General features: G+C 51.4%; 11 protein-coding genes. 10 read left to right on the forward strand and 1 reads right to left on the reverse strand.

Going from position 1 to position 14,029, the window contains the following annotated elements; genetic code table 11:
• Nucleotides 1-98: 98 nt before the first annotated feature.
• Nucleotides 99-998 (forward strand): SDR family oxidoreductase, encoded by a 900-nt coding sequence (locus tag MKZ09_RS07590; RefSeq protein WP_076208448.1) that lies wholly within the window; start codon nucleotides 99-101, stop codon nucleotides 996-998.
• 19 nt (nucleotides 999-1,017) lie between these two features.
• On the opposite strand, the gene MKZ09_RS07595 is transcribed toward MKZ09_RS07590, so the two are convergent.
• Nucleotides 1,018-2,256, reverse strand: coding sequence for an AGE family epimerase/isomerase (locus tag MKZ09_RS07595; RefSeq protein WP_076208447.1), 1,239 nt, complete (start codon nucleotides 2,254-2,256; stop codon nucleotides 1,018-1,020).
• A gap of 232 nt (nucleotides 2,257-2,488) precedes the next feature.
• On the opposite strand from MKZ09_RS07595, the gene MKZ09_RS07600 reads away from it, so the two are divergent.
• From MKZ09_RS07600 to MKZ09_RS07640, 9 genes are all read left to right on the forward strand, one after another.
• The gene (locus MKZ09_RS07600) at nucleotides 2,489-3,229 is read left to right on the forward strand and encodes a FadR/GntR family transcriptional regulator (protein ID WP_076208446.1); all 741 of its coding nucleotides are present in this window, start codon (nucleotides 2,489-2,491) and stop codon (nucleotides 3,227-3,229) included.
• A gap of 25 nt (nucleotides 3,230-3,254) precedes the next feature.
• Nucleotides 3,255-4,679, forward strand: coding sequence for an MFS transporter (locus tag MKZ09_RS07605; RefSeq protein WP_076208445.1), 1,425 nt, complete (start codon nucleotides 3,255-3,257; stop codon nucleotides 4,677-4,679).
• A 249-nt stretch (nucleotides 4,680-4,928) separates the two neighbouring features.
• Nucleotides 4,929-5,558, forward strand: coding sequence for an SGNH/GDSL hydrolase family protein (locus MKZ09_RS07610; RefSeq protein ID WP_076208444.1), 630 nt, complete (start codon nucleotides 4,929-4,931; stop codon nucleotides 5,556-5,558).
• Between the two features lie 220 nt (nucleotides 5,559-5,778).
• The gene (locus tag MKZ09_RS07615) at nucleotides 5,779-7,557 is read left to right on the forward strand and encodes a sensor histidine kinase (protein WP_076208443.1); all 1,779 of its coding nucleotides are present in this window, start codon (nucleotides 5,779-5,781) and stop codon (nucleotides 7,555-7,557) included.
• A complete protein-coding gene (locus MKZ09_RS07620) occupies nucleotides 7,550-9,040 on the forward strand; it encodes a response regulator transcription factor (RefSeq protein WP_076208442.1) in 1,491 nt (496 codons plus the stop codon). The genes MKZ09_RS07615 and MKZ09_RS07620 overlap by 8 nt, the downstream gene beginning before the upstream one ends.
• A 153-nt stretch (nucleotides 9,041-9,193) precedes the next feature.
• The gene (locus tag MKZ09_RS07625) at nucleotides 9,194-10,558 is read left to right on the forward strand and encodes an ABC transporter substrate-binding protein (protein WP_076208441.1); all 1,365 of its coding nucleotides are present in this window, start codon (nucleotides 9,194-9,196) and stop codon (nucleotides 10,556-10,558) included.
• 79 nt (nucleotides 10,559-10,637) lie between these two features.
• Nucleotides 10,638-11,504, forward strand: a complete 867-nt coding sequence (locus MKZ09_RS07630; RefSeq protein WP_076208440.1) for a carbohydrate ABC transporter permease — start codon at nucleotides 10,638-10,640, stop codon at nucleotides 11,502-11,504.
• 56 nt (nucleotides 11,505-11,560) lie between these two features.
• Nucleotides 11,561-12,331 carry a carbohydrate ABC transporter permease gene (locus MKZ09_RS07635; RefSeq protein WP_370511193.1) on the forward strand — a complete coding sequence of 257 codons (771 nt, stop codon included), beginning with the start codon at nucleotides 11,561-11,563 and terminating at the stop codon, nucleotides 12,329-12,331.
• Between the two features lie 32 nt (nucleotides 12,332-12,363).
• The gene (locus tag MKZ09_RS07640; RefSeq protein ID WP_076208438.1) at nucleotides 12,364-13,908 is read left to right on the forward strand and encodes an alpha-L-rhamnosidase-related protein; all 1,545 of its coding nucleotides are present in this window, start codon (nucleotides 12,364-12,366) and stop codon (nucleotides 13,906-13,908) included.
• Nucleotides 13,909-14,029: the final 121 nt, after the last annotated feature.

Consider the following 14,029-nt stretch of genomic DNA (forward strand, 5'->3'; position numbering starts at 1 on the left):
AGTTTGAACTGAAAGAAGCAGCTGGCTCCGGCATAGGCACCAAACCGCCCAGAGGGAATATACTTTCATTAGAATGCCAAAGTGAAAGGAAGACCCCTATGAATGTAAATGAGCCGTGCCTTGGAACAGAACTAAAATGCCAGGAGATCCCTATCAGCTTTCCTCCACAGCATCAATTCCAACAACCAGGCCTGGAATACTTAATGGTACCGCGTCCCCTATTCGACAATCCTGAATATATAGGCACCGGCAAGCTGAAGGATAAGGTGGCTATCATTACCGGAGGCGACAGCGGGATCGGCCGTGCGGTGGCTGTCGCCTTCGCCAAGGAGGGTGCGGACATCGTGATTGTGTATCTGAACGAACACCAGGATGCCGTGGAAACCCGCGAAGCGGTGAACCGGCTGGGCAGACGCGCCCTGCTGCTGCCGGTTGATCTAAGATGTGAAGATACCCCTGCGCACATTGTGAATTCCACCCTGCAAGCCTTCGGCCGCATTGACATTCTGATCAATAACGCCGGGGTGCAGTTCGTCCTCCCTTCGCTGCTGGAGATCAGTCTGCAGCAGCTGCGTACCACCTTCGAGGTGAACATCATTGCAATGTTCAACCTTACCAAGGCGGTTCTCCCGTATCTGCGCCGGGGCAGCAGTATCGTGAATACAACATCGGTGAATGCCTATATCGGACGGGAAGATCTGATCGACTATTCCTCCACGAAGGGGGCGATCGTCAGCTTCACCAGGGCGATGGCCAACAATCTGGCCACACAGGGCATTCGTGTCAATGCGGTTGCTCCGGGGCCGATCTGGACTCCGCTTAATGCGGCAACCCAGCCGCCGGAGGCCATAAGAACCCTGGGTTCGGATGTGCCGATGAAGCGTGCGGGGCAGCCTTATGAGCTGGCTCCCGTCTATGTTCTGCTCGCCTCCGGCGACGGATCGTACATTACGGGCCAGACCATTCACGTGAACGGCGGACAAATGGTCACTACGTAGACAGCAGGCGGCAAGAGGCTTACAGCTTAAGAGCGGCTGCCGTATCCGGTCCGCCAAAAGCCAATAGGGCAGTCATGCAATTCGTTACCGGATGATAGTCGGTCTTGGGCGGCGGGCTTTTGATATTGCTGTATCGCCGGTTCTTGCAATCCAGCAGATGATACCAGCCGCCGTACTGATGATCGATGAACACATTCCAGCAATACGCAAAGATCTCTTCGTACCCATTGCCGTACTCCGGCCGGCCGGTCCGGGCGCTGAATAAAGCAGAGGCTCCGATGGTCTCGGCCATAACCCAATACAGCTTATCCGAATCGATAATGGCTGAGCCGTCGGCGGCCAGCGCATAGAAGATGCCGCCGTGCCTGCGGTCAGTGCCCTTGGCAAGCGCTGCATGGAATAAAGCTTCCGCTTGCGGCAGCAGCCAGGTCTCTGGAGCATGCCGACAGAGCAGCTGAAGCAGCTTGCTCCACTCAATATCGTGGCCGAAGATAAAGCCGTACGGGCGGTACTCGCTTTTCGTATTGTCCTTGTTGTAGTTCCAGTCAATCTGCCAATGCTCATTATAATGTTCCCAGATTAATTCGCCCGACTGCGGCAGCAGCTTGAACATGACGGAGTGCGCCAGGCGCCTGGCGCGGTCCAGGTAATGGCGTTCGCCGGTGGCCTCGTAAGCCGCCATCATCGCTTCGCACATATGCATATTTGCGTTCTGTCCACGGTAAGGGGATACGACAGCCCAATCGGCAGATATTTCGTCTACATAGAGCCCGTCATTTTCTCTCCAGAAATGTTCTTCAAGCACTGTATAGATTTCCCCGATGACCGGCTGCGCCCAGGCAATTCCCGCTTTGAAGGCAGTGGCTGCAGCCAGCAGGGCAAAAGCGTGTCCGTATGCAAATTTGGTGGAGTCCACGACCTGCTGTCCGCATAGAGTCCAATTGTATCCCCCGTGCTCCCGATCCTGCTGATGCTCCTGAAGGAAGCGCAGGCCATGCTCGGCGGCGGCGCGGTATCCCTCTGCCTCCGTCCCGCCGATCAGGCTGGCAGCACTGAAAATGTAGATAAATCTTGCCATTCCCACCAGCTGCCTGGTTAGAGGATCACACACCGTTCCATCATCCAGAAAGCAGTTGATATATCCCCCGTGCTTATGGTCAATGCACCGGGGAGCATAGAAATTAACCGTATGAAGAATATGCTGTTTCAAAAAAGACGGGTCTCTGAAATCTGGGCAACCGGCTGCCGCAGTGTTCATGGGTTATCCACCACCTATCGTGTATTCCGATCAAGACAGAATATGCACAAGCGGCAGACAATAGTATCTTGCTGTGTTTTTCCTGCTGCAGGAAGGCTTCTTAGTTTTCAGCAGTGTAGCCTGCAGGTGGTACAATGACCGCTGGAACAATCTCTTGAAAAATCACCGAATCTAAAATAGATTGGTAATACCAATATTGGTATTACCAATCTATTTTTTTAAGGAGAATTCCATGTGCCCTTCGGCCAGACCTAATGTACGGGAGCAAGTCATTGAATATATCCTCTCCGAGATTGAGCGCGGAGAGCTGAAAGCCGGGGACAAGCTAATGAATGAACGGAGTTTGTCCGAGAAGCTGGGGATCAGCCGGGTGCCGCTGCGCGAAGCGATTTGTGCATTGTCCACGCTGGGCATCCTTGAAGCAAGGCAAGGGGACGGAACCTTCGTCAGCGGATATAATCCCGGCGCTATCGGCAAGGTGATCCGAACCTACAGCCTGTTCGACCGCTCGTTAATTGAGGAGATTTTCGAGGCCAGAACAGTTCTTGAAGCGGATGCTGCCCAGTTAGCGGCAGCGAACCGGACGGCCGCCGATCTTGAGAAGATAGGCGAGGCGATCCGGAGGCATGAGGAATGCATAAAGCTCTATATCCGGAATGAGGCGGCTATAGAAACGGTTTTGAAGCATGACAACGATGTGCATCTGGGAATTGCCGCCGCCGCCCACAATAACTTTTTCCTGCAAATTATTGATACGATTCGCCATGTAAGCCAGAGCAGAGGGATCTTCAGCAGCGAACATACGACGAATCCTCGTCATTTTGAAGAATCTGTAGCTTATCACCGGAATATTTTTGCTGCCATTCAGAATCAGGATGGAGCGGCTGCGTACCAGGCTATGAGGGATCATATCCAGCATATTCAGGAATCTCTTGATCTCGATAAACTGAAAAGCATGGGCTGGAAAAAATGAACGGCCCGCAGAGGAGCAGAATGAAATGATCAATCCCAAGCTTCGCAATATGGCCTTGCTTGTGGCCGGATGCTACTTTATGGAAAATTTGGACAGTACGATTGTTACTACAGCGGTTCCAGCAATGAGCCGGGCATTTGCAGTTTCTTCCTCGGCAATAGGTCTGGTTATTACTTCATACATGGTTACGCTGGCCGTTCTAATCCCGCTGAGCGGCTGGCTTGCCGAATACTTCGGCACGCGCCGGGTATTTCTTGCGGCAATTGCCGTTTTTACCCTCGCTTCCCTGGGATGCGCGCTGTCCACAAGCTTGCCCGGGCTCGTCGCGATGCGTGTATTACAGGGTGCAGGCGGGGCAATGATGGTTCCGGTCGGACGGGTGGTGGTCCTTCAGCATACGGAGAAGAAGGATCTTATGAAGATCATGTCCTATCTGGTATGGCCCGGGCTGATCTCACCTGCCATTGCGCCGCTGCTCGGAGGGCTGATTGTGACCCATGGCTCGTGGAAATGGCTGTTTCTTATCAATCTTCCGATAGGGGCAGCCGGATTTGCCGCTGCCTGGAAGCTGATAAGAATCCCCCCGGATTCCTCTGCACCAAAACTCGATGGAACGGGAGTGGTGCTGATGGGGGTCGGCGTCGGCGGACTGACGTATGCGGCGCATATGCTTGCTGATTCTTCGGCCTCATGGAGCTCGGGGCTGATGATGTCGGCGGTGTCTTTACTCTTTACGGTAGCCGCCATCCTGCATCTCTACCGCGCTGCCCATCCCATTGTGAATTTAAGGGTGCTGAAGATCCGCACCTTCCGGACCGCTCAGCTAAGCAGCTCATTGTATTGGATTATGGTCGGCTCTGCGCCGTTTTTGATGACACTTTTGTTCCAGAACATCTTTGGCTGGAGTCCTACGCTTGCGGGCGGAATTGTATTGTTCATCTTCATAGGGAACATCGCGATCAAGCCTGCGACCACTCCTCTGCTCAACCGCTTCGGATTTCGCAATGTTCTGATCGCTTCGACACTGCTCGGGGCCATCACGATGCTGCTCAGCGGAATTATTACGGCGGCGACGCCTATTGCGCTGATTGCGCTGCTTGCCCTGGTGAGCGGCATTGCGCGTTCCACCGCGCTCACCGGCTTCAGTACGATCGCATACAGCGATGTTCCGCCGGAGCAGGTGCGGCATGCCAATGCCTTTGCGTCCACCTCGCAGAATCTGGCCGCCGCCTTCGGCATCGCTGCCGCAACCATCGCCCTGCGTGCCGGAGAGCCGTTATCCCGGTTTTTCTTCGGCTCGGTGAGCAAGGCGGGGGCTTATTCCATCGCTTTTTTTCTGCTCGCAGTCATGGCAACGCTGGCTGCGGTTGGAGCAGCCCGGCTGCAGCCGGGCGCAGGAAATGCGCTGCGCCGTCTGCAGCCGCAGACCGCCCAGGCCTCCGAAAACTAACTATTGCGGCAACGCTGCGCTCCGTACATTTGTATCTTTCACCTCACAGTGCAGCCTAATGCCGGAGCGAATTTGCCCTTTACAAACTGAATTACACGTGTTATCTTAACGCGGAAGAGTCTTCCGGTGAATATTTGGCCTCTGTGATCCGGCCGGCAGGCTTAAGGTATTAAGGTATGACAAAATTGGATAAACACGCGTTATAACACGTGTTATTAAATCTATTTTTGAACAAGGAGAGAGTTAAACATGTCTATTAGTCTTAAACAAAATGCCTTGGTCCTGTTCCAGGGCGACAGTCTTACCGATGCCGGCCGCAGCAGGGAGGAGCTGTCCGATCTGGGGAGAGGCTATGCGCTGATGACCTCGGCTGCCTTGCTGGCGAAGTATCCCGAGCGGCAATTCACCTTCCTCAACCGCGGCAAGAGTGGAGATAGAGCGAGGAATCTCCGGGAACGCTGGCAGGAAGATTGTATAGAGTTGCAACCGAATCTGGTATCTGTCCTGATCGGTGTCAATGACACCTGGCGGCGTTATACGGAGAATGATCCGACAAGCGCCGGGGAGTTTCACGCGCTGTACCACAGCCTCTTGACTGAAGTGAAGGCTATGGGAGCTGAAATGGTGCTGATTGAACCGTTCTTATTTCCCAATCATCCTGAGTACAAGCTGTGGAGGGAAGACCTGGACCCCAAGATCGGCATCATCCGGGAGCTGTCCCGCGAATTCAAGACGGCATTCGTCCCGATGGACGGCTTGTTTGCCCAGGCATGCGTCAGGGCAGAGGCGGCTTACTGGTCTCATGACGGGGTCCATGCCACTCCTGCCGGGCATGCGCTGATCACCAAGGCCTGGCTTGATGCTGTGAATATCCGTTAATTTGTTCATCCGGGTCCAATAAAGCCGTTTATGGAGGCGTTTATCCGTAAACGGCTTTTTTAACATAAGAATTTATATGTTTTGAGGTCTCCGCAAATCACCTGAATAATCATCGAAGCGCAGCCTCACTTTGTGAGGTTATTTTACGCTTCCTCTGGCAATCCGGACAAAGGATGGAGTATCATGGTGCTGACAACATTTCAGACCACTGGGGGCTATTGTGAAGAACAGCTGGATAAAAATCAAACTTGCCTTGCAAACACCATTTCAAAAGATCAGAAATCGCTTTCTCGCCGCGATGATCCTGCTCGCGGTCCCTCCACTGTTCATTTTGGGCTATATCTCGTTTGATATTTCCAAAGAAACTCTAATGGCCACGAACACGCAGAACAATCAGGATCAGCTCCGGACATCCAGCGAAGTCGCAGACTTGCTGTACCGCAATATCCTGAATATGAATGAATCGATTGTCCTGAACAACGGGGTCCGCGACAGTCTGCGCAATGCTCGGGATGTCGCGTCCTCTGATAGATATACAATCCGGGACGAGATTGTAAGGCAGCTGCAGCGAATGATGAACAGCAATTTTATAAGCTCCAGGTACGTTGACTCAGTATGTCTGATTGACCTGGAATTTGAACCTTATTGTCTGGGACGCTCCGACAATCTGGGGATTTATGAGCAGAAGGACAAGCGGGCAATTATAGAGCAAACCAAATGGTATAAGGATGTGGTGAAGGCTCAGGGCAAGGTCAGATTTCTGCCGGACAATGTTTTTGGCGATTCAGCCAAAACGTTCTCGACGCTCAAATTATTCAGAAATTCCGATGACCTTAATGGAGCACCCACCGGTATTCTGGTAGTGAATGTATCCCGGGCCATATTCAGCGCCATATTCGCGGATAACAGAGCCGGAGGCGGGGAGTTTATTGCGCTTGATGCTTCGGAGGGCGACATTCGGGTGATCCATCCCCCCGGCTCCGCAGAGGTGGCCAAGAGCCTGACCGGCAAGCTGCCGGATATTTATAAGCGCCTGGAAGACCAGGGCTTCCTGATCGTGAATTACAAGAATGAAACCACCGGTTGGATGTTCCTGAATGTTATTCAGGCCAAAGAACTGCTGAAGGAGTCCACCAAAATCGGCACCGCCACCGCTGTGATTGCGTCATTCATTGCCGCCATTGCCATCATCTTCTCTTTCTTTATCTCGGGCAGCATTACACAGCCTCTCCTGAAGCTCAAAAAAATGATGATCGACTGGACCAAAGGGCGGAGAGATTTCGCCGAGCCCTTTGGCCAGGATGAGGTGGGTGTGATCGGTGAGACCTTTAAACGGATGGCTTCCGAGAACGAAGAGCTGAATGAACGGCTCATTCATACAGAGCTGAAGGAGCGGGAGGCGGAACTTAGGGCGCTGCAGGCGCAGATCAAGCCGCATTTTTTATACAATACCCTGGATTCGATTTACTGGATGGCAACCCTGAAGAATAATCACGAAGTCGCCCAGATGGCTATTTCTTTATCGGAGAGCTTCAAGCTCAGTTTGAATAAAGGCAATGAAATGATTCCTGTCTACAAAGAATTGAAGCACATCGAGCACTATTTGACGATCCAGAACATCAGGTATAACAATCGTTTCGAATACATTCAGGATGTAGACAGCGCTATAATGGGGATGGAAATGCTGAAGCTGATCATTCAGCCGCTGGTGGAGAATGCGATCTATCATGGTCTGGAGCCAAAGGTTGGCGCCGGAAAGATTATGCTTCACGGTAAGGTGAAGGATGGCTGGATCACCTTCGTGGTGGAGGATGACGGAGTAGGCATTGCGGATATGGCGGCCATTGAACAAGGGTTCGGACTGCGCAATGTAAAGGAGCGGCTGAAGATGTATTACGGGGAATCCAGCACATTTAGGATTACAAGCGAGGTTGGCGGCGGAACGCGGGTTGAATTCCGGTTTTACTTCCAGCCGAAAGAGGTGAACGATCATGCTTAAAGCTGCTGTATTTGATGATGAATATATCGTCCTGCAAGGCCTGCAAACGATGATCGACTGGTCGGGCCACGGGATTGAACTGTGCGGGACTGCGACTGACGGACATTCGGCGCTTGCTTTGTTTCAGGCCTTGAAGCCTGACATTATTTTTACCGATATCCGGATGCCGGGGCTGGACGGGCTGCAACTGGTTGAAATCGTGCTTAGGGAAGCACCTGATACTTATTGTATTGTCTTCAGCGGGTTCAACGAATTTGATTATGTGAAGCGGGCGATTCAGCTCGGAGTAAAGGACTATCTCGAGAAGCCGATTACCATTCAGAGTATCGAGAAGGCCATCGGGAAGATGAAGAATCATCTTCATTCACAGCAGGAAATCAAAACCCTGCAGCAAAAATGGAATGCCAGCAAGCATGAACGGCTGGAGCAGGCGACACTGGATCTGCTGCTGGCGGCGGAGGAAGCCCTGCCCAAATGGAAGGACAGCTTCGGCGCTGATGCAAACAGACTGCAGGGGATTACAGTCCTTGTCTGTACCGAAGAGCTTGTTTTGCCTGCAAATGGCGATTTTTTGTCGGTTCCGCTCCGCTATGGTCAGGAACGGATATTGGTTGTGTATCATTTTGAGCTTCCCGCCGGCGGGTTCTGGGATATGATCGAACACCCGTCTGAGGAATCGATGGCCGGTATAGGAAGGACCTATCCTGCGGTGCTGCTTGCTTCACAAAGCTACAAGGAAGCGCAAAAAGCGCTCCGGTCTGCCCGTTTTCTGAAGATCAAAGGCAGTCTGCATGTTGAGGAAATCGGGGATTTCCTTGTTGTGCCGGAAGGGCTGTCGGAGCGGGAAGAGGCGATTATTCTGAATGTCCGCGCCGGCAACAAAGCGGAGCTGCTGGAACAGGTCGATCAGTTTATTGATTGGCTTAAGTCCGAGAAGCTGGACCCGGAAATTGCCGAAAGCCAAATTCTGAAGCTGATATATCTCGCTCTGCGGGCCTACAAAGAGAATGGGGCAGCGGATCGGATTGCGGAGCTGGAGAAGCACTACCTGCCGCATATCCAGATTCGTGAGATGAGCGCGGAAGGCAGGATGCTCGACTGGTTCCGTGAGCAGATGAAGCGTTTTGCCAATGAATTGGCAGAATCAAGGGAACGGGTCAAGCATGTTTCGATCGAGGAGGCGCGGGCTTATATTGAAAGCAACATTACCCGCGACTTGACGCTTGTCGAAGTGGCGGAGCATGTCAATATGAATCCTGCTTATTTAAGTGTGCTGTTTAAAGAAGTGATAGGCGAAAGCTATATCAAATTTCTGACCCGCTGCCGGATGGAGCTGGCCAAGAAGCTGCTGGGCAAGGGACTCAAGGTAAATGAAGTCAGTGAAATGGTAGGATACCATACCTACAGGCATTTCTCGGAGGTATTCAAGAAATTCACAGGACAAACGCCTGGACAATATAAGGAGACGTCAGGAAATTCTTGATCCGCGATCCAAAAAAAACGGACAGTAAACTATAAAATGAGGCAATATCGGCGGACAGGCGCCGGCTATATAATAAACCTATAGAGAAACCGGGCTCTGTAAGATATCCAAGCTGCACTAATTTGTACTTCGAATGATCAAGGGGGATATTAAATGTCAAACGTAAGAAAAGTTTCATCAATGCTCGCTGGCGCCCTGCTGCTGAGTGGAATGCTTGCCGGTTGTGGAAATTCGAATAACAACGAAAGCGCTTCAACGAATACTGGGAATAAAGCCGGCACTTCTAACGAAACCGTTTCCAATGCAGCCGATGAAAAAGTGACTATCTCGCTGCTTACGGACAATTCCCAAGAAGCGGTCAATGCCAGCAAAGCGCTTATTGAAGCCTTCGAAGCCAAATATCCCAATATTACCGTCGAGAGTGAAACTCGCCCGAGCGGTGCTGAAGGAGACAATTTTGTCAAAACTCGGCTCGCAACCGGAGACATGAATGACGTATTCTTCTACAACTCCGGCTCGCAGATGCAGACGCTGAATCCGAGTCAGAACTTTCTGGATATTACCAGTGAGCCGTTTATGGATAATGTAATCGATTCGTTCAAGACAACCGTTTCTTTTGAAGGAAAGGTATATGGTGTGCCTAACGGCTCTACCTACAGCGGCGGATGGTTCTACAACAAGAAAGTGTATTCCGATCTGGGACTGTCTGTACCCAAAACCTGGGCTGATCTGATGGCCAATAATGAAAAGATCAAGGCTGCCGGAATTGTTCCAGTCATCGGGACTTACAAAGACAACTGGACCGCACAAATGATCGTGCTTGCGGATTACTATAACCTCCAGCTCGACAATCCGACCTTCGCCGAGGATTATACAGCGAACAAAGCGAAGTTTGCCACAACACCGGCTGCTTTGCGCGGATTTGAAAAGCTGCAGGAGGTATATGACAAGGGCTATATGAATTCCGACTCCCTGGCCACAACCTATGACGCGGGGATTGCGATGCTGGCGGAAGGCAAGGGCGCTCATTATCCGATGCTGACCTTTGCAGTCCCGGTGTTTGAACAGAACTTCCCGGATCAGCTGCAGGACATTGGCTTCTTCGCTCAACCAGGCGACGATGCGAGCAAAAATGGTCTGACGGTATGGATGCCGGGCGGTGCATTTATTTACAAAAACAGTGAGCATACCGAGCAGGCCAAGCTGTTCCTGGAATTCATGACCACGCCTGAAGGGCTTGCCGCATGGGGAAGCCAGTCCAAGCCAACCGGCCCTTGGGGGATTAAAGGTGCAGCATTGCCGGATAATGTGGCACCGGTTGTGAGAGACATGCTTCCTTACTTCGATGCAAATATAACAGCACCGGCTCTGGAGTTCCTCAGTCCGGTAAAAGGACCGAACCTGCCGCAAATCGCGACTGAAGTCGGTTCCGGCATCAAAAACGCCCAGCAGGGTGCGGAAGAATATGACAAAGACGTGAAGAAACAAGCTCAGCAACTGGGTCTTGAAGGCTGGTAAAACTTATTACGTAACGATGCGGCCCTGTGCGAGAACGGCAGGGCCGCATAATTTAGAGAGATAGCAAGGAGTGTTCGAGATGACCAAGGTGCAAAAGCGGATTTATTCCTATTCTTTTCTACTGCCGGCAGCCATTATTTATCTGGTAATCTTCATATTGCCGACGCTTTTGTCTTTCTTTTTCAGTATGACGAGATGGACACTTTTCGACTATGAATTCATCGGGTTTGACAACTATATTACTTTTTTCAATGAGTCTTCGCTGAATATCGGTTTCAGAAATACACTGATCTATGCGGTGGTATCCTGTGTACTCAAGCTCGTGCTTGGACTTTTTCTGGGGGTATTCCTGACATCCAAAATCAAGACCCGGAATTATCTCAGATCCGTGCTCTTTTTCCCTACACTGGTCAGCACCATCGCGGTCGGCATCGCCTTCAGCATGATGATGCATCCGACGACCGGGATCATTAACCAAGCCTTGTCGATGATTGGAATTTCCGGCCCGGACTGGCTCGGAGATACACGGATTGCGCTGCTTTCGGTGGCAATGGTTGATGTCTGGAAGGGTGTCGGCTTCTCCACTGTAATCTTTATCGCGGGTATCATGTCTATTCCTGAGGAATATTACGAAGCGCTGCAGATTGACGGCGGTAATGGCTACAACAAGTTCTGGAGCATTATTGTTCCGCTTAGCCGTCCATCCATGAATACGGTTATTATCCTGTCGCTGGTTGGCGGCCTGCGTTCCTTTGATCTGATCTGGTCCATGACCGGAGGAGGTCCCGGCTTCACCACCGATGTGATCGCTTCTATTATATATAAACAATATCAAGGCGGATTTTATGGACTGGCTACTGCAGGGAATGTGATTTTGTTCATTTTTGTAACTGCGCTGGTATATCCTCTGTCCACGTATTTGAGCAGAAAAGAGGTTGACCTATGACCGGCAGAATCAAGGGATTTGCTGTAGAGACAATAGCGGTGTTGCTATCGATTGTGATGTTTTGGGTTCCGTTCTATTTCATTATTGTCAATGCGATGAAGGATAAGAAAGAGTCAGCACTGCTCAATATGAAGTGGCCATCTGTCAATCATTTATGGAGCAATATCAAAGAAGTAATCTCCTTCCGCGATTATATCCTGCTGCGGGCGTTCTACAACAGTGCAGTGATGACGATCCTGTCCATTGTCCTGCTGATAGTCATTTGTGCGATGGCCGGTTTCGTAATGCAGCGAAGAGTAGGCAAGGCTACGCCATGGATTAATTTCTTCGTCCTGGCCGGACTGATTATTCCGCCTTCCATCGTGCCGACGATCTGGCTGCTGCAGGGGCTTGGCTTGTTCAAGACGATGACCGGCATTGTGCTGATCGAAGTGGCTCTTGGATTTCCGTTCTGCGTAATGCTGTACAGAAGCTTCATCGCGGCCATTCCGCGGGAAATTGACGAGGCGGCGATCATCGACGGCTGCGGGAAGTACCGGCTGTTCTTCTCGATCATTATGCCTTTGCTGAAGCCTGTAACCTCAACGATCATTATTACGCAGTCTGTATTTATCTTTAATGATTTTACGAACCCGTTATATTTCTTCCCGGGCGCAAAGAATGTGACTGTGCAGCTTACACTGTATAACTTCAAAAGTCAATTTGTCACACAGTGGAACCTGCTGTTCACCAACATTCTGCTGATTACTGTTCCGATGCTGTTGTTGTTCATCCTGTTCAACAAGCAGATTGTGTCGGGAATGACAGCAGGCTCGGTAAAAGGATAACCGGTTTGGCAAGAAGCCAGGGAGGGAACAAGATGGGCGTTACAGCCAAATATGTGGAAAAGGCAGAGCAAGGGATTCCAGCACTGCATAGACAAATTGTATACCCGGAGCGGGTTATTGAAGTGGTGGAAGATAAGGATGCTTTTCAAGGCTGGAGCACGCAAGCTGCGGGAAGCATTGAAGGTCTGAAAGAACAGTCATTTGGCAAAAATGACAGCTTTGTGCTTGATTTCGGCGGTCATCAGGTGGGATATCTGCAGCTGTCGGTCAAACCGACCGGCAGCCCCCCGGATGCGCCGCTCCGGCTCAAGCTGGTATTCGGGGAAATGCCCTGCGAGATCGGGGAGAGCTTCGAGGATTATGAGGGCTGGCTCAGCCGTTCCTGGCTGCAGGAGGAGATCATCAATGTTGATGTGCTTCCCTGTGAAATCAAGCTTCCCCGCAGATATACCTTCCGCTACCTGAAGGTTACCGTTCTGGAAACCTCGATCAAATATAAAGTGGCGTTCCCGGATATTCACTGTGAAGCGGTTACCTCTGCGGATCCTTCCGTACTTGAACCGCTGCCGGGCAGTGTGCCGGAGGAGCTGCGCCGGATGGACAGGATTGCGCTGAGGACCTTGGAGAACTGCATGCAGACGGTATTCGAGGATGGACCCAAACGGGACCGGAGATTATGGATTGGGGATTTGCGGCTCCAGGCGCTGGTGAATTATGAAACATTTCGGAATAATGAACTGGTTAAACGCTGCCTGTATCTGTTCGGAGGCATGACACTGGCCGGAGGCGAGGCCGGAGCCTGCATCTTTGAACAGCCGAGGCCGCATGTCGATGATACGTATTTCTTCGACTATTCCTTGTTCTTCACTGCAACTCTGCATGATTATTATAAGGCGACCGGCGATATGGAGACGCTGCAGGAACTGTGGCCTTTAGCCTGGGAGCAGCTTGAACTTGCCTATAAGAAGGTGGGGAGTACAGGGATCATTGAAGAGGCTGCAGCGGCAAGAAGCTTTATCGATTGGCATGGGGAACTGGATAAGCAGGCGGCGGCGCAGGGAGTATTCATTTATTGCCTGAAAAGAGGGCACCGGCTGGCACTGGATCTGGATCTTCAGGAGGCCGCAGATCTGCTCGCGGAGCGGATAGAACGGCTGTCGCAGGCGGCGATCACGGAGCTGTATGATGAACAGACAGGCTTGTTTGCCAGCGGGGAGCAGCGCCAAATTTCCTGGGCTTCGCAGGTATGGATGGTACTCGCGGAAATACTCGGCCAGAAGGGTAACCACAGACTGCTGGAAAGACTCCTCGCGGAATCACCGGCGATCCGGCCCAATACACCCTACATGTTCCATCATTTAATAGAAGCCCTGTTTGTTGCGGGCTGCAAGGAACTGGCCGTGCAGCAAATGCATGCTTATTGGGGGAAGATGGTGGAGCAAGGTGCGGACACCTTCTGGGAAGTGTTCAATCCGGAGGATGACAAGCTGTCGCCTTACGGAAGCCATCTGATAAACAGCTATTGTCACGCCTGGAGCTGCACACCGAGTTATTTTATCCGGCGGTACCTGGTGTAAGAATCCGGCACTAAGCGGATAATTCAAATTTAACCAAGAAGGGAGGAGTCTTGCCGCTTAATTGAGGAGTTGGTTATCATTTCATAGTTCACCGGAGAAAAGGTTGCTGGGTAGTTATTTT

The sequence above is a fragment of the Paenibacillus sp. FSL R5-0908 genome, from assembly GCF_038006245.1.
GTDB lineage: Bacteria > Bacillota > Bacilli > Paenibacillales > Paenibacillaceae > Paenibacillus_AQ > Paenibacillus_AQ odorifer.